The following is a 23,897-nucleotide window of genomic DNA, read 5'->3' on the forward strand; positions in this document are numbered from 1 at the left end:
CATGCCGACCCGGCTCGCAGGTCTCGTCATCAAGGAGGCGATCCAGTTCCTGCGCGACCGGGTGATGCTGATCCTGGTCCTCTGGCTCTACACGATCGAGGTCGTGATCTGCACGCTCGCCCTCTCGTTCGAGGTCAGGGAGATGCCGCTCGCCACGGTCGATCTCGACCGCACGCCCGCGTCCCGCGCCCTCGTCGAGAGCTTCCTCGTCACCGACGCCTTCGCTTCGGCCGGCCGCGCGGCCAGCGCCGCCGAGGCGAGCGAATGGCTCCAGGCCGGCCGGGCCCGCGCGGCCCTGGTCGTGCCGCAGGGCTTCCAGCGCGCTCTCGCCCGCGGCGGCACGCCGGCCGTCCAGATTCTCCTGGACGGGACGAACTCCAACGTCGCGGCGCAGGCGCGAGGCTACGCGCTCCAGATCGTCGGGCGCTTCCGGTCTTCGACGGCGGCCGGAGCCGGCAGCGGCCGCGGCGCGAGGCCGGTCGTGCGCATCTGGTACAACCCCGACCAGACCTACACCTCGTTCATGGTGCTTTCCATGGTCGCCCTGGCGGCCCTGATGGTCGGCGTCATCTGCCCTGCCGCCTCGATCGTGCGCGAGCGCGAGACGGGGACCATCGAGCAGCTGCGCGTGACGCCGGTCCGTACGGGCGAGCTGCTCCTCGCCAAGACCCTGCCGACCCTGGTCATGGGGCTGCTGTCGGTGTTTCCGAGCCTGCTGATTGCGTGGTGGTTCGGCGTGCCGCTGCGCGGCAGCCTGCTGCTCTTCCTCGGCCTGACCGCGGTGTTCCTGGTCAGCGCGGTCGCCATCGGCGTGCTGATCGCGGCGATCAGCCGGACACTGCAGCAGGCCCTGCTGCTGAGCTTCTTCGGCCTGTTCCCGATGATGTTCCTCTCCGGCACCGTGGCGCCGGTCGAGAGCATGCCCGAGGTGCTCCAGACGCTCTCGCTCGCCAGTCCGCTGAGGCACTACCTGGACATCACGCTCGGCATCTTCCTGAAGGGCGCCGGGCTCGAGGCGCTCTGGCCGCACGCCCTCATCCTGGTGGCGACCGGCGTTCCGCTGTTCGGCCTCGCCATCTGGATCTTCGGCCGCGAAGCGCGCTGAATCTCGCGGCCTGGATTGCCCGACGCTCCGACTGCCGTTCCGACCAGGACGCGGGCGCGCGGCTCGCACGGCTCGAAGAGGGGCCCGATGTGACGCGGCGGCCGCTCGATCGGCAGGCGCGCCATGATTGAGCTCCTCTCGAGCCTGAATCAAGTCTCCTGGGGGCGCCGCTACTGCTTCAGCGCCTTCTGCCAGTACGCCGAGAGCGAACGCCGCCAACCAGCATCGGCCGTCGACTTGAAGTTGTGCCGGCCGACCTTGGGCGCATCCTCCATAGCCTTCACCGGGACGTCCAGCACGTAGAGCTCATGGTCCTCGGTCGCCCGCAGCGCACTCCAGGGGATCGCCACGAGTTCCTCGCCGAACCCGAGGAAGCCGCCTCGCGCCGCCAGCACGTAGAGGATGTCATGCTTTTCCGGATTGAGGACGATGTCCTTGATTTCCCCGAGCTTCTCGTCCTTCGTATTGCGGAGTTCCGAACCGATCAGCACGTCGGCACGCATCAGGTGATTCATCTGCGTGACCGGTTCGGCTCTGGCGAGGTGGGCGCGCCGCCAGGCCCGTCGCACGTCGGGCTCGTCCGCCTCGGGCCCCACGAGCTTCTGGTGCTGCTCGAAGACCTGGCGCATCGACGCCAGAACCGTCTGGCAGGACTTCTCCTCGCCGCTCATGGCGTAGACGTAGGCCGCCTCGCGCAGCGCATGGATCTTCTCCCGCGGGGTCGCCTCGACGCCCCAGACGTAGTAGCCGGATGGCGCCTCGGCGCCGTAGCCGCCGGGCGGCAGGACCCCGAAGCCGACCTGTTCGAGCTTCTCGTCGAAAGCCTGCAGGTCTCTCAGACACCGCTCGGCGTAAGGCAGCTTCACCTTCGCATCGTCGGGCAGGCCTTCCACGTCTGCGGCCAGGACGAAGCCGGAACTGAACAGGACGACGCCGGCGGCAGCGGCGATGACGATCGGGAGTCGCATGGTCTTCCTCCGTGTCTTCGGGGTTGCACCGAGCATGACGCGCACCGGGCGCGTCGCGGGATGCGCGACCCAGTCCCACCGGATCGATGGCACCGCAGTCCGATCTCCAGTTCCTTGACCGAGATTAAACACGAGCATCACCTCGGCACGCCGGCGACCTGAGCCGCCGGAGGCATGGCCGAGCGCCGCCACTCGCCAGCCGATCGGATCAATGCCGGCATTTCCGCTTCGACGCAGCTGCGTGCTCGCACCCGGCGTGCGACCGTCCAGGGGGAAGGAGCGCGCAAGGGCTTCCATCGCGCTGCAGGCCAGCCGCTCTCGCGGATGCGAAGCCGCTACTCCGTCGCCTGCTTCTTGGCCGGCTCCTCCGCGAGGGCCCAGCCCGCGAACACGACGATCAGGGCGCCGACCACCACCGCGTTCCACATGAGCGCGGCCGACGAACTGAACCCGAGCACCCAGGGCGACACCAGCAGCCAGCAGCCGAGCGCGAGGTTCAGCCAATCCTCCCAGGGTTGGAAGGCGACGAGGGCTGCTGCTGCGAGCAGCGCCACGGCGATGCCGACCAGATAGTCGTCCCACATCGCCGCCGCGCCGACGCCCTCAGCGCTGGCGATGGCTTGCGCAACGGCCCAAGGCGACACGACGACCCAGAGGCCGAGCACCAGGTTCACCCACTCCTGCCAACGATGCTTCTTCATGATCGCGCTCCCGTCGTTGTCCGGTGCCGCCTATCCGCCGCAGCCACCCCTTGCCCATAGACCATCGCGGGGCGCGACAGTCCTTGATCGATGTCTAAGAGCGGGGCCGCACGTGCGCTGGACCGCCGTGTCCACTCTTTGATCGGCATTAAGGACCGATGGCCCGGGACGATGCAGGGTCGTTGCCGGCGGCTGGAGCTGCCACCGCAAGGAAAACCCCCGGGAGGCACCGATGCATCTCTTTCACTGCGACGCGGAGGCCGGGCACGACGAGGCGACGGGCGGGAGAACCTGGCTTGTCGTCGCGGACAATCTCTGTGAAGCCCTTCTCCTCGTTCCGGGCAGCTATACGGTCAAGGCGGTTTCGGTGCAGCTGGCTGCCGCCTCGGGCTCAGCCCGACTCATCGGCTGGATGGGCCCGTCGCCGGAAATCTCTGGGGGCGCGGGGGCCAAGGTGTCGCCAGCGGCGCGGCTGCGCTTCGGCTTTCGGCGCCCGAGCCTGGGCTCGCCACTCCGCGATCCGGCATCCGGACTCGACCGGCAGCCGATTTGAGACGGCCATGAGCACCCGCGAAAGCCGGGTCGACCCGCGGCGCAAGGCGAGCGGACCGGTCACGGTCGTCGGCGCGGGGCCTGCCGGGCTCGCCTGCGCCGTGGCCTTGGCCCGGGCGGGCTTGCCCGTGATCGTCCGCGAGTGGCACCGGGACGTCGGCACCCGGTTTCACGGGGACTTTCAGGGCCTCGAGAACTGGAGCGACGAGCAGGACGTGCTCGACGAGCTGATGGCGGCCGGCATCCGGGCCAGCTTCGAGCACCATCCGGTTTCGCGGGGTATCGTCTTCGACTCCCGGGGCGGCCGCTACCCGGTCCAGAGCCGGCAGCCGCTGTTCTATCTCGTCCGGCGCGGCAGCGACGAGGGGAGCCTCGATCGCGCCTTGCTGCGGCAGGCGGTCGCCGCCGGCGCCGAGGTCAGGTTCGAGGACCGTGTCGGTGCAAGCCGGGGCCCGAGCGTTCTGGCGATCGGCCCGCGGTCGGCCGACGCCATCGCGGTCGGTTACCTGTTCGAGACGGACGGTCCCGACGGAGCGTGGCTGATCCTCGACCATCGGTTGGCGCCGCTCGGCTACGCCTATCTCCTGATCCAGGGCGGACGCGGCACGGTCGCGACCTGCCTGTTCGGCGACTTCAGGCGGCAGGCGGACTACCTCGCCCGGACCGTCGCCGCGTTCCGCGACCGTGCCGACCTGGAGATGCGCGATCCGCGGCCGTTCGGCGGCTTCGTCAATTTCCGCCTGCCGCGCAGCGCGGTGCAGGGCGGCAGTCCGGTCGTCGGCGAGCAGGCCGGCTTCCAGGATGCCTTGGCCGGCTTCGGCATGCGCTACGCTCTGCGCTCCGGTCTCCTTGCGGCGAGGAGCATTCTCGAAGGGACGGACTACACGATCCTCTGGCGCAGCGAGCTGCTGCCTCTGCTGCAGGCGGGCACGGTGAATCGGTTCGTCTTCAACCTCACCGGCGAGCGGGGCTGGCGCGCAGCCGCCAGGAGGCTCGGCCAGGGGGACGCGCGCGAGGCGCTTGGCAGGTTCTATCGTCCTTCGGTGGCGAGCCGGCTTCTGTTTCCGGTCGCGCGGCTCCGCTACCGCGCGCCGCTGCACGATCCCAGCTGCGATCACATCGACTGCCATTGCGTCTGGTGCGAATGCCGAGCGGAGATCGACCGGACGGCAATCGCTTGAGAACGCAAGCTCTCCTCGCCTCCAATGGTGGGTGGCTCCTGGTCGGCCAGCGCCTGCTTAATCGAGATTAAAGACGCACCGGCCTGTCCGGGCGAGGGTGATGCCGTTCGATGCCGGTGCGCGGCTAAGAGGGCCGCTTCAGCCGGGCATGCCGTGGACGAGGCTCTACTTCGCAGGAGCGAGCGATGAACGACCGTAGCGTACACCTGATGCACGATGGAGCTTCGAGAGAATCGGCGCCGGCACAGCGGATAGGAGAAGCTTCGCCTTCGCGCAGCGGTAGCGGGCTCTCGGACGGCGCCGGGATCTACACCTGCCCCATGCACCCGGAGGTCGAAAGCCCGTCGCCCGGGGCCTGCCCGAAGTGCGGCATGGCGCTCGAACTGAAGACGCCCAGTGCCACGCGCACCGAGTGGACCTGCCCGATGCATCCGGAGATCGTCCGCTCGGAGCCGGGCAGCTGTCCGAAATGCGGCATGGCGCTCGAGCCGCGCGAGGTCGGCACGGGCGAGGACGAGGAGAATGCCGAGCTGCGCGACATGACGCGGCGCTGGTGGTGGAGTGCCGGGCTCGGCCTACCCGTCGCCGCCCTCGGGATGACGCATTACGTGCCTCAGCTGATCTCGGACTGGGGGCAGCTTGTGCTCAGCACGCCGGTCGTCTTGTGGTTCGGGTGGCCGATCTTCGTGCGGCTCTGGGCGTCGTTCCGCAATCTCAGTCCCAACATGTTCACGCTGACCGGCCTGGGGATCGGCTTCGCCTACGGCTACAGCGTCGTCGCCATCCTCGCGCCCGGCGTCTTCCCGGCGGTCTTCCGGACCGAAGACGGCCTGCCACCCGTCTACTTCGAGGTGGCGGCAGTCATCATGGCCCTGGTGCTGCTCGGCCAGGTGCTCGAGCTGCGCGCGCGCAGCTCGACCAATGCCGCCATCCGCAGTCTGCTGGGGCTCGCGCCGAAGACCGCGCGCCGCGTTCGTGCGGACGGAGCCGAGGAAGACATCCCGCTGGCCGAGGTGCAGCTCGGCGACCGTCTGCGCATCCGGCCGGGCGAGAAGGTCCCGGTCGACGGCGTCGTTGTCGAAGGCAACTCCTCGGTCGACGAATCGATGATCACGGGCGAGCCGATCCCCGTCGAGAAGACGGCCGGCGAGCGCGTCATCGGCGCGACGGTCAACGGTACGGGCTCGCTGATCATGGAAGCGCGGCGCGTGGGCAGCGACACCCTGCTGGCGCAGATCGTGCGCATGGTGAGCGAAGCCAGCCGGAGCCGCGCGCCGATCCAGAGGCTCGCCGATGCCGTCTCTGCCTGGTTCGTTCCGGTCGTCGTGCTCATCGCGGCGGTGACCTTCGCCGTCTGGGCCTTCTTCGGCCCGGTGCCGGCGCTCGCCTTCGCGATCCTGAATTCCATCGGCGTCCTGATCATCGCCTGCCCCTGCGCCCTCGGGCTGGCCACGCCGATGTCGATCATGGTCGCCTCGGGCAAGGGGGCGACCTTCGGCGTGCTGTTCAAGAACGCCGAGGCGATCGAGACCCTGCGCAAAGTCGACACGCTGGTCACCGACAAGACGGGAACCCTGACGGAGGGGCATCCCCAGCTGCAGGACGTGGTCGCCCTCGGCTCCCATGCCGAGCAGTCGGTGCTGCAGCTCGCCGCGTCCCTGGAACGCGGCAGCGAGCACCCGCTGGCGTCGGCGATCGTCAAGGGCGCCGAGGAGCGTGGCGTGAAGACCTCGCAGGTCGACGGCTTCGAGGCGGTCCCCGGCAAGGGCGTGCGCGGCCGCATCGACGGGCGGAGCGTCGCCCTCGGCAACGATGCCCTGATGCAGATGCTCGGGACCGACATCGCCAAGGCCTCGTCGCAGGCGAACCAGCTGCGCGCGGAAGGCAAGACGGTCATGTTCGTTGCGGTCGAGCGCGGGTTGGCGGGTCTCGTGGCGGTCGCGGACCCGGTGAAGGAGACGACCCCGGCGGCGATCGCGGCGCTGCACGAGGCGGAGATCCGCATCGTCATGCTGACCGGCGACAACGAGACCACCGCCAAGGCCGTCGCGAGCCGCCTCGGCATCGACGAGGTGGTCGCCGGCGTCCTGCCCGACCAGAAGGCGGAGATCGTCAAGCGCCTCCAGTCGGAAGGCAGGTTCGTCGCGATGGCCGGCGACGGCATCAACGACGCCCCGGCGCTCGCCCAGGCGCAGGTGGGGATCGCCATGGGGACCGGCACCGACGTGGCGATGGAGAGCGCCGGCGTGACGCTGGTCAAGGGCGACCTGATGGGCATCGTGCGCGCGCGCCACCTGAGCGAGGCGACGATGCGCAACATGTACGAGAACCTCTTCTGGGCCTTCGCCTACAACGTTCTCGGCATCCCGATCGCTGCGGGGGTGCTGTTCCCGTTCTTCGGGATCCTGCTGTCCCCGATGATCGCCGTCCTGGCCATGACCCTGAGTTCTCTCTCGGTCATCGGCAACGCCCTGCGCCTGAGGACGGTGCGCGTCTGATCGCCGAGGAGAGCGCCTTGCAGACCCACATCGCCCACTCGGAACTCTGGGGCCTGGCGGTCATCATGATCGTCGTGGTGTCCTGGATCTTCTACCGCTATTTCGCGCCGAGCTCCTGGCACGAGTGGGCGGGCGCCGGGCTGGTGCAGGCCTTCGTGATCGCGCTCTACGCCGAGATGTACGGTTTCCCGCTGACGATCTATCTGTCGGTCAGGCTGTTCGGCCTGGACCGCAGCAACCTCGACGCCAACCTCTGGTCGACGCTCGTCGGGATCGGGGAGGTTGGCATGCTGGTCGCGATGATCATCGGGTATGCGCTGGCCTTCACGGGCATAGGGCTGTTCATGGAGGGCTGGCGCGAGCTCTACCGCGCTCGCCAGCAGGATAGGCTCGTCACCGATGGGCTCTACGGCCTGGTCAGGCATCCGCAGTACACGGGGCTGTTCGTCGCGCTGTTCGGCGAGGGCGTGGTCCACTGGCCGACCGTCTTTTCCGTGATCCTGTTTCCCGCCATCGTCGTCGCCTACGTGCTGTTGGCGTACCGGGAGGAGCGGCAGATGCTCGGCCGCTTCGGCGAGCAATACCGGACCTACCGGAAGCACGTACCGATGTTCCTGCCCGGCCGCCGCCGGTGGCGGAAGTTCCTCGCAGGCGCGCAGATGCGGTCTTGATCGGTCGCAGCCCGACCGCGGCCACCGCATGACAGGGCCTGCGCAGCAAACTCGAAGCCGCGCCATCGCCGCGGCAGCCCAACAGGAGGGCCGGCAGATGCATGCAGATGCCATCATGACCAGCAGGGTGGTCACGGCGGATCCCGACGAGGAGGTAGCCGTCGTCGCTCGACGGCTGCTCGACAACCGGATCAGCGCCCTGCCGGTCGTCGGGCACGACGGCAGGCTCTGTGGCATCGTCAGCGAAGGCGACCTGATGCGGCGCGCCGAATGCGGCAGGAGCCGGAGCTGGTGGCTCTCCCTGATGGCCGACGAGACAGCCGACTTCAGGAAGACTCTCGGCACCCGCGTGCGCGATGTGATGACGCACGACGTCGTCACCGTCGACGAAGAGACACCGATCGCAGAGATCGCGCATATCCTGGAGATGAAGGGGATCAAGCGCGTGCCGGTGCTGCGCGGCGGCCGCCTCGCCGGCATCGTCAGCCGGGCGGACCTGCTTCGCGCGCTGGCAGCGATCGGGGATCGAGACGACGTCTCGCCTTCCGACGACGACGGGCAGATCCGGGCGAGGATTCTCGCCCTGCTGGAGCAGAGGACCACGGCTGCGCTTCATGCCGTCAGCGTGATTGTGGTCAACGGCTCGGTCTATCTCTGGGGCACCGCCGAGACGCAAGCCGACAAGGACGCGATCCGCATCGCGGCGGAAAACGTCGCCGGCGTGGCGAAGGTCCACGACTTCCTGAGTACGTTGCCCGAAGTTCTCCGAAGCGTTTGACGTCACCGCCCGGAGCAGACGGGCCGATCCCGCGCATGATCGCACGCCCCGATCGCACAGACTTCGACGGCATTTCCGCCCCGGTCGACCCGCCGCTTCGGCTTTCAAGGTGCTTCGTCTGTGGACGAAGCACGGCGCAGCATGCGGCACTGGCCTTGCCTCTGAAGGCAAGCCGACCTAACGACGGCTGAATGCGGCATAGGAGAAATCCTGGGTCGTGCCGAAGGGAGTCTGATGGGCCTCCGAAGCCTCGAAATCGAGCGCGAAGTCGGCGCCCAGCCGGGCCGCCAGGCTCCCGGGGCTGTACCTCTGGACCGGCAGGCCGCTGCACCTTTCGGGGCCGGTGGGCGCGAAGGTCGCCAGGATCACCGCCGAACCGGCATGCGTCCCGCGCTTGAGTGCTGCGATGTAGGCGTCCTGCGCATCGCGATCCGTCAGGAAGTGGAACACCGCCCGGTCGTGCCAGACGTCCCAGGTCCGCCGAGGCCGCCACCGCGTGACGTCGGCGACGATCCACGCGACCGAGTCTGCCCGTCTTCGGAGCCGGGCCCGCGAGCGGGCGATCGCGATTTCGGAGATATCCAGGACCGTCAGGTCGGAACGGCCGTCGCGAAGCAGCTCGTCGACGAGGCGAGAGGTTCCTCCACCGACGTCGATGATGCCTGCCGACCGCGATGGCGCTGCCGCCCTGATCAGGTCGAGCGAGCGTCGCGGCAATGGCTGATACCAGCTTGTCTGGGTATCCGTCTTGGCCGCGTAGGTGTCGTCCCAATGGTGGCGTGCGTCGGTCATTGGCGTCCCTTCACTCGACGGGTTGAAGTGGCGTGCCCGTCGGTAGTGCTCATCACTCGTCGATGGCGTCAGGCTTCCCCCAGCCGACTGCGAGCTGCGGATCGATTCCCGAGACATCGATCAGCCGGTCCGGGTCCAGGATCGTCAGGCGCCGATAGTGAAAGCCGACGATCCCGTCGTTCCGCAGTTCGCGCAACACCCGGTTGACGTGAACGCCGGTGAGCGCGGTCGCCTCGCCGATATGGGCCTGGGTCAGAGGCAGATTGAGTTCGGCGACCCGATGGCAGGGCCACTGTGCACGGGCCCGCACGAACAGCTCGAGCAGCAGGTGCGCCACCCGCTCGCGCGCGGAACGACGCCCGACACTCGTCAGATGATCGTAGGAGAGGCTTCGATCGGACGACATCACTTGGGCAAGCCTCAGACCGACCTCCGGATGGGAACGAGACAGCCCGTCCAGGGCTTCCTGGGGCAACAGGGAAACGACGGCGTCGGTCAAAGCCTGAGCACCGTAAGCCGCGTTGGCGCGGAGGACCGGGCCGAAATCGAGCACTGCGCCGGGCAACGCGAAATGCAGGATCTGGCGCCGGCCGTCGGGCAGCAGGCTGTAGAGAGACACCCATCCGTCGTCGAGGAGACAGACCCCTCCTGGCCGTCGCCCCGGGCCGAAGATCTCCTGGCCGGCCCGGACCTTTCGGCCATCGGACTTGGCACGGGCGATCATGTTCAGGGCTTCGGAGGAGCATCCCTCGAAGAGCTCTTTCCAAGGCGCTTGCCATCCGCCACCCGGCAGGGGGTCCTTCGAATCATTGCCGCCTTTCGCCATGCACCCACCTCTCGGGGAAGTCCCAATGACCGTCCACGGCCGGCGGGACGCTCCCGCCGGCCGGCGCGCTGCGTTCGCGCAACACACCGGGAAAGAGACGGTTGAGGTGCAGGGAGGATTACATCGGTGCTGTCCCTCTCTCCGGCCGCCGCGCGAATCTGAGGCGCTTCGTGTATTCGCAGCCGCAGTCCAGGTAGCCGTGAATCGGGCAGGTCTCGCAGGTGAGCTCGAGGACGTCTCGAAGCGCCCGGCGAGCGCGATGAAGCCGCACCGAGAGATTGCCGGGCGTGAGCCCCATCGCGGCGGCGACGGCTTCGCGTGACTGTTCCTGCAGGTCGACCCGGCGCAGAACTTCCGCGTATTCCGGCTTCAGCGCCGGCAGCACCTTGTACAGGCACAGACACGCGACGCTGTCGAGCTCGGCCTCGACAGGCGGCAGAGCCGCTTCCTTGCGCGCGAAATCCGCTTCCGCGCGCCGCCGTGCGGCCTGCCTTCGCAGATGGTCGTTGAGAGTGCTCCGCAGCACGCGGCGCAGCCACGCGCGGGCGCTGCCTTCGCGCTTCAGTTGAGAGGACCGGAGCAGGACGCGCGTGTAGAAGTCCTGCATGACATCGTCCGCATCCGCTTCGTTCTGCAAGGTCCGGCGGAGGAACTGCCGAATGTCGGCATGGGCCTCGGCGAGGCCGCGGACGACCGCCGGAGTGAGCTCCGCCAGAGCAGTCTGTTCGGGATCGTCCGCCGGTTTCTTGAAGCCAGCCACTGTCCGGACCTCTTAGCGAAAGCGCTCAACGGTGGCGCTGCCGTCTCTGATCGCAACGACGGAGCTGTCGGCTCATGCCGGCCGACTCAGCAGGCGCATCGCTGGTTCGCCAACCGGACCACCGGATGGGCCGAACGTTGTGCCTGAGACCTGCCGAAATGCGCCGCTCCCGATGCTCCTCGGCGGACTTCCGTGAACGGTGCCACGCATCCATCCTGCGCCTGCCGGGGGCCGTCGACACCGGTCGAAGCGAGACCCCTGTTCAGAGTCTCGGCACCTGGCTCCTGCTCGATGACCCCATACTGGATCCACGACTGCACGAGCCCAGGATCGGCTTCCGCCACGTCTACCAGGCGATCGGGATCCAGGATGACTAGGCGTCGGTAGCTGAACGTGAGGATGCCGTCCTTCTTGAGATCGGCCAGCACCCTGTTGACGTGGACGCCGGTGAGACCGGTCGCGTCGCCGATGTGCTCCTGCGTCAACGGGAGATGCATTTCCTCGATTCGATGGCCGGGCCATTGCGACCGTCGGCGCACGAAGAGCTCGAGCATCAGGTGCGCGACGCGCTCGCGTGCCGATTGTCGTCCGATGCTGGTGAGGCGGGCGAAAGCAGCATCCCGATCACGGGCTATCGACGAAGCGAGATGCAAACCGATTCCCGGATGACGTCTCGACAGCGGCCCCAGAGCCCTGCGCGGAACGACGCAGAATACGGCGTCGGTCAGCGCTTGCACGCCGTAGGTCATGGCCGCTCCGGACAGGCCGTCGAAGCCGAGGACCGCGCCCGGCAGGGCGAAGTCGAGGATCTGCCGCCGGCCGTCCGCCAGGAGCTGATAGTGGAACGCCCAGCCCTCGACGAGGTTGAATATGGCGTCGCAGGGTTCGCCGGCGCTGAACAGGTCCTGGCCGCTCTTTGCCCGCCTGTCGCAGGACTTGTGGTCGGCCATTGCCTGGAGGATTCCTTGCCGATTGTTCGAGCAGAGACCGAAAGCACGGCACCCGCACGACGTACAGGTATCGCCAATGACCTCTGTTTCTTGAGCATGCCTGATCAAGACACCGCTCCTCTTCGCGATCGAAGGTCCGCCTGGCATGGATGTGGGCAATGCGAGCAGCCGGCGAACCAAGTCGTTGCCTAGCGGTCGAACGATCTCTTATGTCCGACCTCGCGTCTTGCCTGCAGGGTCCGGGCTTCGAGTCATCCAACTCGGCGACAGTGCACGGCGCACGGTCCCGACCCGGTCCATCTCGCAGGCAGCGGCGGGGTCCTTTGGCTGTTCCGCCGGTCCGCCGCCTCCCGTCGTTCAGACGAGAGATCTCGGTATCGGCGGATCGCGCTCGAGAATGCGAGCACGCACGCCATGCTCGTTCTGCACCGGGCGCCTCTCCGAGCGTCCGTTCAGACCGGACGAGCCCATGTTCGCTCTCGGGAGAAGGGGCTGAGCATGTGCGGCGTGGTGACAGCCCTCCAAGGCCATCTTCTCGAGGTCGCCACCCCGGTCGCAGGTCCCGGCGGCGTGCGGCAGTTCGACCAGGACGGTTTGGCTGCCGGCTTGGGCTATATCTGCGACGCTCCAGCTTCCGCCCTGCCCGAGCGCGAAAGCCATGACGAGGGCCAGAGTTACCAGCAGTCGCAGCATGCGCGTCCCGATCCGTATTCCTCGTCCTCCCGGCGACATGGGCAGATGCCACGTCGATGTCGGACTGGACCAATGAATCTAGTAGTCGCCTCTCGCTTCGTCCTCATTGACACATGTCAAGCCCTCTTGGGGACGGCGCCAATCCCGACTGGTCGAAATCGCTCGGTGGCTGCTGGGCGACGAAGCGGAAGCCGTGTCGTGGAGAAGCCGTGCCAGTCGCCGAGTGGTTCAGGAGCTACGTCCGCGCCAGGCGTCGGCTCCTATGTTTGACCGAGTTTATAGTTTCGTCATTTCGAATGTGTCCTATGGTGATTCTCCTCGGGGCGAAGGCATCCCGATACTTCGGCGGGGCTGACGGCTGATGACACATAAGACGCTCGAATCCCGTTCCGGGTTGCGCATCGCGGTCACCGTCATGGGGGCCGGCTCAGGCCCGGCACCTTGTCCCTTCTTCGGCAAGTGCGACGGGATCGTCGTGACCGACACCGAATCCGGCGCGCGAGAGTTCCATCAGAACCCGCTTCGCACGCCGGCTACCCTGTGCGACGTGATCCTGGCCAGCGGCGTCGACGGGCTGGTCTGCGGCTTCATCGCCCCACCTGAGGTGGCCAGGCTGAGGGCCTGGGGCATCGACGTGCGCATGGGATCGGGCAGGTGCTCCGTCGACGAGCTCGTTCAGTGCTTCTGCGATCTGCCTGAGGCGTAGGTCGGCGCTGCGGCGCGACGACGGGCCGGGCGACCCGCGTCGACGTCATTCCGCTAGGCATTTAACCGCCATCAAAGAAATCCACCAGGTCGGGTGGCACGATCGCCGCGACGAAGCAGATCGGTCTCGAATCTCGTGACCCCCTGGCCGATCCGGGACGTCGCACGCGCGTGCCGGATCGGCTCGCCCCAATCGAAGGTATGGTCATGACGCGCATCGCCATCGTCTCGAACCGCCTTCCCTCCCTCGATCGGCAGGCGGCGTCGGCCGGTGGCCTCGCGGTCGCCTTGAGCGCTGCCCTGGCGGAGTCGGGAGGGATGTGGCTCGGCTGGAACGGAACCGTTTCTTCAGAGCCCGACGACGGCGTCCGTCTCCGGCAGTCGACGCCATACGAGATCGTCTCTCTCGCGCTTTCGGAGCAGGAGCACGCCGGCTACTACCAAGGCTTCGCCAATCGCGTGCTCTGGCCGCTGCTGCACGGCCGGATGGATCTCGTGCGGTTTGATCCGCAGGAATTCGCGATCTACCGGGGCGTCAATGCCCGCTTCGCGAAACAGCTCGCGGCCCGCGCCGCCGGCGCGGACGTCATCTGGGTCCACGACTACCACTTCCTGCTGCTGGGCGAGGAACTGCGCCGTCTGGGCGTCGGGACGGCGGCGGGCTTCTTCCTTCATGTCCCGTTTCCCGCTCCCGATACGCTGCTCGTCTTGCCGCGCAGCCGGCAGATCGTCCGGGCGCTCACGGCCTTCGATCTGGTCGGCTTTCAGACACAGAACGACCTGCGCAACTTCCGGGAGTTCGTCGTCCGACATCTCGGCGGGACGGTGTCGGACGACGGCTCCGTCCAGGTGCCGGGCAGGCGCTTCGTGGCGGACGCCTTTCCGATCGGGATCGACACGCGGCGATTCACGGAACTGGCGGCATCGAAAGAGGCTGGCCAGCTCCGTGCTCGCCTGAGCGGCTGCCTCGGCGGCCAGCTCGGCATGATCGGCGTCGACCGCCTGGACTACACCAAGGGGCTCGAGCACCGCCTGCTGGCCTTCGAGCGGATGCTGGAGGCTCGGCCCGCCCGGCGCCAACGGGCCTCCCTGCTTCAGATCGCCGCCCCGTCGCGCGAGGGAATCCCCGAGTACCACGACCTGAAGGACAGGCTCGAATCGCTTTCCGGAAGGATCAACGCCCGCCATGCCACGATCGACTGGACACCGGTCCGCTACCTGAACCGGGCGTTCAGCCAGACCCGCCTCGCAGCCCTCTATCGTCTCAGCCGGATCGGCCTGGTGACGCCATTGCGCGACGGCATGAACCTGGTCGCCAAGGAGTACGTCGCGGCCCAGCGTTCCGACGACCCCGGTGTTCTTGTGCTCTCGCATTTCGCCGGGGCCGCCGAGCGGCTTCGCGGCGCCCTCCTGGTGAACCCCTACGACATAGGCAGCATGGCCGGCGCCATGCGGCAGGCGCTCGACATGTCGCTCGACGAGCGCCGCGAGCGCTGGTCGGCGATGATCGCGGAGCTTCGGGACAACGACGTGCATCGCTGGCGGGACGATTTTCTCGGAGCCCTTCTCGCGAGCCGTGCCCGCTCGAATCGAGGGAGTGCGGCACCGGGTCCGTCGGCGGAGCCGAACGACGGCGACCCGTCCGACGGGTGGTCGTGTGGTGCCGCGGTGCCGAGCGACCGTCCGCTGCTCGGGCGGATGACCGCAAGCCGTCGGGACGGCTACGTCGTGCACTTGCAGGGACACGCAAATGGAAGCGCCGATCCCCGTTACCTCTGACGCCGCACAACCGGCACGCCTGGGATCCGGGTTCCGGCGCCCGTTCGGCATTGCGACAAGCGGGCTGCTCGTCTCGGTGCTGCTGCTTCGGGCTCGCCGACAGGTTCGGCGTCGGCGCTTGGGCCGTTGTTGGCGGCCCGGGACATGTGCTCGAGCAATGCCGGGCCGCCGCGGGTCCCCGCAGACGGGAGCCCGTATAGCCCTGAACCCCGAGCGCAAGGCGGCATGACCAAGAAGCATCGGAAGAGCGCCGGTCGAGCGGATCCCGACGGCACCGAGAGGGACGCGTACCGGGACACCCTGCACGCGCTGCAGGTCGAGCTCGTCAAGCTCCAGAAGCATTTCATCCGCTGCGACGACAAGATCCTGGTGCTGCTCGAAGGCCGCGACACCGCCGGCAAGGACGGAGTCATCAAGCGGATCGTCCAGCATCTGAGCCCGCGCGAGACCCGCGTCGTGGCCCTGGGCAAGCCGTCCGACCGGGACCGCACGGCATGGTACTTCCAGCGCTACGTGCCGCATCTGCCGGCAGCTCAGGAGTTCGTTCTGTTCAATCGTAGCTGGTACAACCGAGCCGGCGTCGAGCGCGTGATGGGCTTCTGCTCCGATGCGGAATACGAGGAGTTCATGGAGACCGTGGTCGACTTCGAGCAGATGCTCGTCCGTTCGGGCACCAAGGTCCTCAAGTACTACCTCGACATCAGCCGGCACGAACAGGAGAAGCGGCTGAAGGACCGCCGCAGGGACCCGCTCAAGCAATGGAAGGTGAGTCCCATCGACGCGGAGGCGGTCAAGCGCTGGGACGACTACGGCCTGGCGCGAAACGAAATGTTCGCACGCACGCACAACGCCGTGACGCCTTGGACCGTGGTGCGTGCCGACGACAAGCGCCTGGCCCGCTTGAACCTGATCAAGGACCTGCTGTCGCGCCTGCACTACGGCGGCAAGTCCGATGGACTGCTGCTCGCCGATCCCGAGATCGTCTTCCGCTACCAGGAGGCCTACGTCCGGAACGGCACGATCGCCCCCTGAGCCGGCGTCGGATCATCGAGAAATTCCCTGTCGGGAGCGGCAACCGGGGAGCGCCGCGGACTGCCGCTCCAGCGCTGGGCTACCGGGCGTCAGCCGTTCGAATTGCGCCGCGGCGAGGCCTTGCCCTTTGGCGCTGCAGGGCGCTTAACCGAGATCAAAGACTTGCCCCTATGGGCCGATAGTCTCGCATCGGCACAATGATCGGCGGACGTCGGGAACGGCCCCCAAAGCTCGGCTTTCATGCTGGCCTCGGGAGTGAGCCTGCGCAGGCGCGATCCCGGGTCTTCGCCGGCGGAAGTCTGCGAGAGATTGCATCGTCATGGCTGACAGCACTTACGTCATCGGGTTCGAGGCGCTGCGCCGCCACGACGTGCCGCGGGTCGGCGGCAAGAACGCCTCGCTCGGCGAGATGGTCGGCGAGCTGGGCGCCAAGGGCGTCAAGGTGCCGCCCGGCTTCGCGACCAGCGCCGACGCCTATCGCCGCTTCGTCGCCGCCAACGGCCTGGAGCGGCGGATCGCCGAGGCCCTTGCCGAGCTGGAGGCCGGCCAGGCGGTCCGCCGGGCGTTCCTGCGCGGCGACTGGCCGGAGGAACTGGCGGAAGCGATCCGCGCAGCCTATCGCGAGCTCTGCCACCGGATCGGCCGCGACGACGCCGACGTCGCCGTGCGCTCCAGCGCGACCGCCGAGGACCTGCCCGACGCCAGCTTCGCCGGCCAGCAGGAGACCTATCTCAACATCCGCGGCGAACGCGCCCTGCTCGAGGCCTGCCGGCGCTGCTACGCCTCGCTGTTCACCGACCGGGCGATCAGCTACCGCCAGGCCAAGGGCTTCGACCACATGAAGGTCGCGCTCTCGGTCGGCGTCCAGGTGATGGTGCGCTCCGACCTGGGCGGCGCCGGCGTGATGTTCTCGATCGACACCGAGACCGGCTTCGACCGGGTCGTGCTGATCAACGCCGCCTGGGGCCTCGGCGAGAACGTCGTGCAGGGCGCCGTCGACCCGGACGAGTACGAGGTCTTCAAGCCGCTGCTGTCCGACGGCTCGCTGACGCCGATCATCGAGAAGAAGCGCGGCGGCAAGGCGCAGAAGATGGTCTACACCAACGACGCCGGCCATCCGACGAAGAACGTGCCGACCTCGAAGGCCGAGCGCGCCGCCTTCGTGCTGGAGGACGCCGAGATCCTGACGCTGTCGCGCTGGGCCTGCACGATCGAGGCACACTACGGCTGCGCGATGGACATGGAATGGGCCAAGGACGGCGACAGCGGCGCGCTGTTCATCGTCCAGGCCCGGCCGGAGACCGTGCAGTCGCGCCGCGAGGCCAGCGCGCTCAGGACCTACCGGATCGGCCGCAAGGGCAAACGGCTCGCAACCGGCCTCTCGATCGGCGACGCCGTGGTCGCCGGCCGGGTCTGCGTCCTCGAGAGCGCCCGCGACATCGACCGCTTCGTCGACGGCTCGGTGCTGGTCACCGCGACCACCGATCCCGACTGGGTGCCGATCATGAAGCGCGCCGCCGCGATCGTCACCGACCACGGCGGCCGCACCTCGCACGCCGCGATCGTCAGCCGCGAGCTCGGCCTGCCGGCGGTGGTCGGCACCGGCGACGCGACCCGGGTGCTGCACGACGAGCAGGAGGTCACGGTGTCCTGCGCCGAGGGCGACGAGGGCTTCGTCTACGAGGGCACCGCCGAGTTCGAGGCCGAGGCCCTGGACCTCCAGGCGATCCCGGCGACCCGGACCAAGGTCATGCTCAACCTCGCCAACCCGGCCGCGGCCTTCCGCTGGTGGCGGCTGCCGAGCGACGGCGTCGGCCTGGCGCGCATGGAGTTCGTGATCAACAACCAGATCAAGGTCCATCCGATGGCCCTGGTCCGCTACGACGAGCTCTCGGACCCGCAGGCGCGCGAAGAGATCGACGCCCTGACCGCCGGCTACGCGGACCGCACCGACTATTTCGTCGAGCGCCTGGCCCGGGCGCTCGCCCGCATCGCCGCCGCGCAGCACCCGGCGCCGGTCATCGTGCGGATGAGCGACTTCAAGACCAACGAGTACGCCAACCTGGTCGGCGGCGCGCAGTTCGAGCCGAAGGAGGAGAACCCGATGCTCGGGTTCCGCGGCGCCTCGCGCTACTACTCGCCGCGCTACCGCGAGGGCTTCGCCCTGGAGTGCCGGGCGATCCGGCGCGTCCGGCAGGAGATCGGCCTGAAGAACCTGATCGTCATGATCCCCTTCTGCCGTTCGACCAAGGAGGCCGACCGCGTGCTGGAAGTGATGGCCGAGAACGGCCTCAGGCGCGGCGAGGATGGCCTGCAGGTCTACGTGATGTGCGAGATCCCCTCGAACGTGATCCTGGCCGGGTCCTTCGCCGAGCGCTTCGACGGCTTCTCGATCGGCAGCAACGACCTGACCCAGCTGACCCTCGGCGTCGACCGCGATTCGGAGGCCCTCGCCGAGCTGTTCGACGAGCAGGATCCGGCGGTCAAGTGGATGATCCGCTCGGTGATCGCCGAGGCGCACAAGGCCGGCGCCAAGGTCGGCCTGTGCGGCCAGGCGCCGAGCGACCACCCGGAATTCGCCGAGTTCCTGGTCCAGTGCGGCATCGATTCCATGTCGGTGAGCCCGGACAGCTTCGTCGCCGTCAAGCGCCACGTCGCCGAGGCCGAGACGGAGCCCCGCACGGCAGCCCGGGCGGGTCAGGCCTGATGCCGGAACCCTCGACCCGGGCTCGTTCGACCAGAGATCCTGAAACAGGAGCGAACGCACCCTTTCCGTTCGCCGACAAGCGGCCGGCGCCGGCCGGTCCTGAACGGTGCGGGGCGTGCGGCGATGCAGGACTGCAGGCCGGGGACTTCGACGCGGCGATCTTCGATCTCGACGGGGTGGTCACGCGCACCGCCCGGGTCCATGCGGCAAGCTGGAAACGGCTCTTCGACGAATACCTGCGCGAGCGGGCGGAGAGAAGCGGGGAGGTCTTCCGCCCGTTCGACATAGAAGGCGACTACGCACGCTATCTCGACGGCAAGCCGCGATACGACGGGGTCGAGAGCTTCCTCAAGTCGCGCGGCATCGTCCCGGAGAGAGGCGATCCCTCCGACCCGCCCGATCGGGAGACGGTCTCCGGGCTCGGAAACCGCAAGAACCGGTATTTCCGCGAGACGCTGGAGAAGGAGGGCGTCGAATCATTCGACAGCACGGTCGACCTCGTCCGCCGCCTGCGCAACCGGCGGATCGGCACGGCGCTGGTTTCGTCCAGCCGCAATGCCCGACTCATACTCGAGGTCGCCGGGCTCTCGGACCTCTTCGATGTCTGCATCGACGGCAACGACATCGCCCGCCTCGGCCTGAAGGGCAAGCCGGCGCCCGACCTGTTCCTGAAGGCGGCCGAGCTGCTCGACGTGCAGCCCGATCGCGGTCTCGTCTTCGAAGACGCGATCAGCGGCGTGCAGGCGGGCAGGGCCGGCGGCTTCGGTCTGGTGATCGGAATCGACCGACACCAGCAGGCCTCCGAGCTCAGGGCGAACGGCGCGGACATGGTGGTGAGCGACGTCGCGGACCTGCACATCCGTCTCCGTCCTCAGGCTGCATGTCGCGCCCTGCACCTCATACCGCGCGCACTGGAGTGCTACGCCGAGATCGAGAGCCAGCTCGATGCCAGGCGAGCGGCCGTCTTCCTCGACTACGACGGAACCTTGACGCCGATCGTCGAGCGGCCCGAGCTGGCGGTGCTCTCGCAACGGATGAAGGGCATCGTCGAGCGCCTTACGAGGTTCTGCACGGTCGCCGTCGTCAGCGGCCGCGACCGCGCCGACGTGGAGCATCTCGTCGGGATCGACAGCCTCATCTACGCCGGCAGCCACGGCTTCGACATTGCCGGCCCCGAAGGCCTGCGCATCCAGCATGAGGAAGGAGCGGCCTTCGCCGGCGTTGTTCAGCGCGCGGCCGCCCTTCTCCAGAAAGACTTGGCTCCCATCGCGGGAGCCCTCGTCGAGCCCAAGCGCTTCGGGGTTGCCGTGCACTACCGGCAGGTCGCATCCGGGCAGGTGCTGATGGTCGAGGCGACCGTCGACCACCTTCTCGAAGAAATGCCGGAGCTGCGCAAGACCTTCGGCAAGAAGGTCTTCGAGCTGCGCCCGCGGCTCGACTGGGACAAGGGCAGGGCCGTGCTCTGGCTGCTCCGGGCGCTCGGGCTGGAGCGGGACGGAGTCCTGCCGTTCTACCTCGGCGACGATGATACCGACGAGGATGCCTTCGCGGTGCTGGAAGCGAAGGGTATCGGCATCCTGGTCGGCTGCCCCGCACGCGAGAGTGCCGCGCGCTACGTTCTCGACAGGCCCGCCGACGTCGGCCGCTTCCTCGACCGGCTCGCGACCACGCTGGAGTCCGGTGGCCATGGCTGAGGCCGGCTGGAATCTCGTCTACGACGGCTTCGAACCGTCGCAGGAGCGGCTGCGCGAGGCGCTCTGCACGCTCGGCAACGGCTACTTCGCGACGCGAGGGGCTGCGGAGGGGGCCGACGCCGACGGCATTCACTATCCCGGCACCTACCTCGCCGGCGGCTATAATCGCCTCGCGACCGAGATCGCAGGCCGGACGGTCGAGAACGAGGATCTCGTCAATCTGCCCAACTGGCTGCCGCTCGCCTTTCGCCCGGAGGGCGGCGACTGGCTCGACCTGCCGCACATGGAGCTGCTCGACTTCCGTCAGGAGCTCGATCTCCGGCAGGGGCTGCTAGAGCGGCGCCTGCTGCTCCGCGACGCCGAGGGCCGGGAGACCTCGCTCGTCAGTCGCCGGATCGTGCACATGGGGTTGCCGCACCTGGCGGCGATCAAGGTCGTGTTGCGGCCGGAGAACTGGTCGGGCCGTCTGGAGGTGCGTTCCGCGCTCGACGCGAGAGTGACCAACGCCGGCGTCGAACGCTATCGGCAGCTCGGCAGCCGGCACCTCACGACCCTGGAGCGATCCGCCTTCGGCGACGACGGCATCTTCCTCGTCGCCGAGACGAACCAGTCCCGGCTCCGGATCGCCGAGGCGGCCGTGACGCGCGTCTTCGACGGTGCCGACCTGGTCTCCGTCACGCGGCATGCCGAGGATGAAGAGGGCATGGCGGGACAGCACTTCGTTTTCGCCGTGACCGAGTGCCGGGCTGTCGCCGTCGAGAAGGTCGTGGCCCTCTACACCGCCAGGGATCGCGCCGTCTCCGAGCCGCGCGAAGCGGCGGTCCAGGCCGTCGGGAAGGCCGGGCGCTTCGACGAGCTTCTGGCCTCCCACGTCCAGGCATGGCGTTCCCTCTGGGAGCGTTGCGACGTAGCCTTGGAGAACCATGCTCCCACGCAGACGGCCCTCCGTCTCGACATCTTCCATCTTCTGCAGACGGTTTCTCCGAACACGGTCGATCTCGATGTCGGGGTGCCTGCGCGCGGTCTCCACGGCGAGGCCTACCGCGGTCATGTCTTCTGGGACGAGCTGTTCATCCTGCCTTTCCTGAACTTCCACCTTCCTCGGGTCAGCCGCGCGCTGCTGCTCTACCGCTACCGCCGGCTGCCTGCGGCACGGCGGCTGGCAGGCGAGGCCGGCTACCGGGGCGCCATGTATCCCTGGCAGAGCGGCTCGAGCGGCCGCGAAGAGAGCCAGACGCTGCACCTCAACCCGCGCTCCGGCCGCTGGACGGCGGACAACACGCACCTGCAACGCCATGTCAGCGCGGCCATCGGATACAACGTGTGGCGCTACTGGCAGACGACCGGCGACCGGGATTTCCTGTCCGGCTACGGCGCGGAGATGCTCATCGAGATCGCCCGTTTCTGGGCGAGCATCGCCTCCTACGACGACGAGGCCGACCGATACGATATCCGCGGCGTCATGGGTCCGGACGAGTTCCACGACGGCTACCCCTGGCGGGATGAGCCGGGGCTCGACAACAACGCCTATACCAACGTGATGGCGGCCTGGCTGCTCTGCCGCGCCGGGGACGTGCTGGAGCTCGTCGGCGCCGAGCGTCGTCGCGAGCTGGACGGCCTTCTCGGGCTCGGCGCGGACGAGATCGCGCTCTGGGATCGCATCAGCCGGCGGATGCGTGCCGTCTTCCTCGACGGTGGCATCATCGCCCAGTTCGAAGGGTACGACCGGCTGCAGGAGCTCGACTGGGAGGGCTATCGGCAGAGGTACGGCGACATCCAGAGGCTCGACCGGATCCTCGAAGCCGAGGGCGACAGCGTCAACCGCTACCGGGCGTCGAAGCAGGCCGACGTCCTGATGCTGTTCTACCTGTTCTCCCACGAGGAGCTGCGCGCGCTGTTCGAGCGACTCGGCTATCCCTTCGAGCCGGACTCGATCGCCAAGTGCATCGACTACTATGTCAAACGCACGTCGAACGGCTCGACGTTGAGCCGGGTCGTCCACTCCTGGGTCCTGGCCCGCGGCGACCGGGCCCGCTCGTGGTCGCTGCTCGCGGAGGCCCTGGACAGCGACCTCGCCGACATCCAGGGCGGCACCACGGCGGAAGGCGTCCATCTCGGTGCCATGGCCGGCTCCGTCGACCTCGTCCTGCGGGGGCAGACGGCGCTCGAATTCCGCGACGACGCGCTCTGGATCAGCCCTTGCCTCCCGAAAGAGCTCCAGGGCATGTGCATGAAGCTCCTCTACCGCGGCCACTGGCTGCATCTGCAGATCGGCTGCGAGGAGCTCACGGTCTCGGCTCCTGACGGATGGGCGGGGCCCGGTCATATCGGCGTCCGCAATCGGCTGCACGCCTTCAAGGCAGGAGACGTGCTGAAATTCTCCTGTCGCCGCGTCGACGAGGGCTACAGGCCGGAACCGAACACCGCGGCCCGCGAAAGGGTGATGGCCGAAGGAGAGTGACTCTGTGACCGTGCCTGGGCCTCCGGCGTCGCCGCGAGGCCGCTTGCCGGCGAGAAGCTCGGCAGGAAGCCCGGCAAGAGGAGCCGAGGCCGCTCAGGCCTGACCGCAGGGCGCGTCTCGCAGACCGGTCGAACGCGGGTCGGCGCAGCGAGGAGGGCCTGATGGCGGAAGAACGACGCAGGACCCGGATCGAGGCGACCGGCGCCGTCCGCGCTCTGAGCCGGATTTCACGATCGCTTGCCGTCTTCGCGGCGACGGCGTGCCTGGTGTCGGCGCCGGCCATGGCTGCCGAGCGCGAGATGCTGCCGCCCCGCTACCAGGGCGTCGCCGCGGAGCGGTGCCTGCGCGACCTCGATCGGTTCGACAGGAGCCTCCACGAGGCCGGGTTCGGCGTGCTGGGGCCCGACAGCGACAGCCCCTTCGTGCCTCCTGGCTACTTCGACTCGACCGGCACGCCCCGGCATCGGATCCGCGCCTTGCGAAGCGCAGCCTACGCATTGGCGATGGAGGGCAGCGAGGCGCGGTGTCAAGCCGTGCTCGATGACATGCGGAGCCTGTTTCGCCGACACCAGCAGGCCATCGAGGGCCGGCCGGCGATTGCAGAAGAACGGTCGCGCTGGCGGCACGCCCATCTCGCGCGTTCCCACCCGGTCTCGGCGATGAGCGCACCGCTCCCGGTCGGCGTCCTGATCGGCGCCGACCTCCGGAACCGGCAGGATGAGCGGCTGGGTGAGATCACCGATGTGGTTCTCGATCCGGCCGACGGGCGCGTCGCGTTCGTGCTGGTCGCGCGCGGCGGCTTTCTGGGCATCGGCGCCGACCTCGTTGCCGTGCGCTGGCAGGATCTGCGCGCGACCGAGGACCACGAGACCTTCGTGCTCGACGTGCCGTCGTCGCTGTTCGACAGCGCGCCGCGCGTCGAGAGGCGCTCCTCCACGGGAACCGCCCGCGACGCCTGGCGGGAGCCGCTCGAACGCTTCTGGGGCAGGATCCCGAATCGGGAAGGCAATCAGCGATGACCGGCCGCGCGACCACGGAGCCGTC

20 protein-coding genes are annotated in these 23,897 nt (G+C 68.3%); 13 read left to right on the forward strand and 7 right to left on the reverse strand.

All coding sequences use genetic code 11. The features are described 5' to 3' along the window. The first annotated feature begins 1 nt into the window (after position 1). Complete coding sequence (locus tag B9O00_RS13355; protein ID WP_085123171.1) at positions 2 to 1,105, forward strand: ABC transporter permease; 1,104 nt, start codon at positions 2 to 4, stop codon at positions 1,103 to 1,105. Positions 1,106 to 1,275: 170 nt separating this feature from the next. Here B9O00_RS13355 and B9O00_RS13360 read toward each other — a convergent pair whose 3' ends face one another. Together B9O00_RS13360 and B9O00_RS13365 are read right to left on the reverse strand one after the other, a co-directional pair. Next, complete coding sequence (locus B9O00_RS13360; protein ID WP_085123172.1) at positions 1,276 to 2,370, reverse strand: PRC-barrel domain-containing protein; 1,095 nt, start codon at positions 2,368 to 2,370, stop codon at positions 1,276 to 1,278. Positions 2,371 to 2,408: 38 nt separating this feature from the next. Next, positions 2,409 to 2,774, reverse strand: a complete 366-nt coding sequence (locus tag B9O00_RS13365) for an SPW repeat protein (RefSeq protein ID WP_085123173.1) — start codon at positions 2,772 to 2,774, stop codon at positions 2,409 to 2,411. A gap of 232 nt (positions 2,775 to 3,006) precedes the next feature. On the opposite strand from B9O00_RS13365, the gene B9O00_RS33055 reads away from it, so the two are divergent. The 5 genes from B9O00_RS33055 to B9O00_RS13390 all read left to right on the forward strand — a co-directional run bounded on the left by B9O00_RS33055 (position 3,007) and on the right by B9O00_RS13390 (position 8,454). Beyond that, the gene (locus B9O00_RS33055; protein ID WP_085123174.1) at positions 3,007 to 3,327 is read left to right on the forward strand and encodes a hypothetical protein; all 321 of its coding nucleotides are present in this window, start codon (positions 3,007 to 3,009) and stop codon (positions 3,325 to 3,327) included. Between the two features lie 7 nt (positions 3,328 to 3,334). Continuing rightward, positions 3,335 to 4,507, forward strand: a complete 1,173-nt coding sequence (locus tag B9O00_RS13375; RefSeq protein ID WP_085123175.1) for an NAD(P)/FAD-dependent oxidoreductase — start codon at positions 3,335 to 3,337, stop codon at positions 4,505 to 4,507. A 209-nt stretch (positions 4,508 to 4,716) separates the two neighbouring features. Further along, positions 4,717 to 7,005 (forward strand): copper-transporting P-type ATPase, encoded by a 2,289-nt coding sequence (locus B9O00_RS13380; protein WP_235017126.1) that lies wholly within the window; start codon positions 4,717 to 4,719, stop codon positions 7,003 to 7,005. A 17-nt stretch (positions 7,006 to 7,022) separates the two neighbouring features. Then, the gene (locus B9O00_RS13385) at positions 7,023 to 7,676 is read left to right on the forward strand and encodes a methyltransferase family protein (RefSeq protein WP_200808496.1); all 654 of its coding nucleotides are present in this window, start codon (positions 7,023 to 7,025) and stop codon (positions 7,674 to 7,676) included. A gap of 115 nt (positions 7,677 to 7,791) precedes the next feature. After that, positions 7,792 to 8,454: a CBS domain-containing protein gene (locus B9O00_RS13390; RefSeq protein ID WP_218822860.1), complete on the forward strand. Its 663-nt coding sequence runs from the start codon at positions 7,792 to 7,794 to the stop codon at positions 8,452 to 8,454. Positions 8,455 to 8,631: 177 nt separating this feature from the next. On the opposite strand, the gene B9O00_RS13395 is transcribed toward B9O00_RS13390, so the two are convergent. From B9O00_RS13395 to B9O00_RS13415, 5 genes are all read right to left on the reverse strand, one after another. After that, positions 8,632 to 9,246, reverse strand: a complete 615-nt coding sequence (locus B9O00_RS13395; RefSeq protein WP_085123178.1) for a class I SAM-dependent methyltransferase — start codon at positions 9,244 to 9,246, stop codon at positions 8,632 to 8,634. 52 nt (positions 9,247 to 9,298) lie between these two features. After that, complete coding sequence (locus tag B9O00_RS13400) at positions 9,299 to 10,072, reverse strand: Crp/Fnr family transcriptional regulator (RefSeq protein WP_085123179.1); 774 nt, start codon at positions 10,070 to 10,072, stop codon at positions 9,299 to 9,301. Between the two features lie 118 nt (positions 10,073 to 10,190). Beyond that, entirely contained in the window at positions 10,191 to 10,832 is a 642-nt protein-coding gene (locus tag B9O00_RS13405; RefSeq protein ID WP_089229704.1) for an RNA polymerase sigma factor, read from the reverse strand. Positions 10,833 to 10,918: 86 nt separating this feature from the next. After that, entirely contained in the window at positions 10,919 to 11,782 is an 864-nt protein-coding gene (locus tag B9O00_RS13410; RefSeq protein ID WP_200808497.1) for a Crp/Fnr family transcriptional regulator, read from the reverse strand. A 357-nt stretch (positions 11,783 to 12,139) separates the two neighbouring features. After that, a complete protein-coding gene (locus B9O00_RS13415; RefSeq protein ID WP_085123181.1) occupies positions 12,140 to 12,475 on the reverse strand; it encodes a hypothetical protein in 336 nt (111 codons plus the stop codon). 361 nt (positions 12,476 to 12,836) lie between these two features. On the opposite strand from B9O00_RS13415, the gene B9O00_RS13420 reads away from it, so the two are divergent. The 7 genes from B9O00_RS13420 (at position 12,837) to B9O00_RS13450 (ending at position 23,872) form a co-directional block, all read left to right on the forward strand. Further along, positions 12,837 to 13,181 carry a NifB/NifX family molybdenum-iron cluster-binding protein gene (locus B9O00_RS13420; RefSeq protein WP_085123182.1) on the forward strand — a complete coding sequence of 115 codons (345 nt, stop codon included), beginning with the start codon at positions 12,837 to 12,839 and terminating at the stop codon, positions 13,179 to 13,181. Positions 13,182 to 13,387: 206 nt separating this feature from the next. Beyond that, a complete protein-coding gene (locus B9O00_RS13425; RefSeq protein WP_085123227.1) occupies positions 13,388 to 14,959 on the forward strand; it encodes an alpha,alpha-trehalose-phosphate synthase (UDP-forming) in 1,572 nt (523 codons plus the stop codon). Between the two features lie 225 nt (positions 14,960 to 15,184). Next, positions 15,185 to 15,991: a polyphosphate kinase 2 gene (gene ppk2 / locus B9O00_RS13430; protein ID WP_085123183.1), complete on the forward strand. Its 807-nt coding sequence runs from the start codon at positions 15,185 to 15,187 to the stop codon at positions 15,989 to 15,991. Between the two features lie 319 nt (positions 15,992 to 16,310). Beyond that, entirely contained in the window at positions 16,311 to 18,698 is a 2,388-nt protein-coding gene (gene ppsA / locus B9O00_RS13435) for a phosphoenolpyruvate synthase (protein WP_085123184.1), read from the forward strand. After that, complete coding sequence (gene otsB / locus B9O00_RS13440) at positions 18,698 to 20,392, forward strand: trehalose-phosphatase (RefSeq protein WP_085123185.1); 1,695 nt, start codon at positions 18,698 to 18,700, stop codon at positions 20,390 to 20,392. Before ppsA ends, otsB begins: the two co-directional genes overlap by 1 nt. Then, positions 20,385 to 22,853, forward strand: a complete 2,469-nt coding sequence (locus B9O00_RS13445) for a glycoside hydrolase family 65 protein (RefSeq protein WP_085123186.1) — start codon at positions 20,385 to 20,387, stop codon at positions 22,851 to 22,853. The genes otsB and B9O00_RS13445 overlap by 8 nt, the downstream gene beginning before the upstream one ends. Before the next feature lie 161 nt (positions 22,854 to 23,014). Next, positions 23,015 to 23,872, forward strand: a complete 858-nt coding sequence (locus B9O00_RS13450) for a PRC-barrel domain-containing protein (protein ID WP_085123187.1) — start codon at positions 23,015 to 23,017, stop codon at positions 23,870 to 23,872. Positions 23,873 to 23,897 lie beyond the last annotated feature (25 nt).

Origin of the sequence: Tistlia consotensis USBA 355, from assembly GCF_900177295.1 — a bacterium.
Taxonomy (GTDB): domain Bacteria; phylum Pseudomonadota; class Alphaproteobacteria; order Kiloniellales; family DSM-21159; genus Tistlia; species Tistlia consotensis.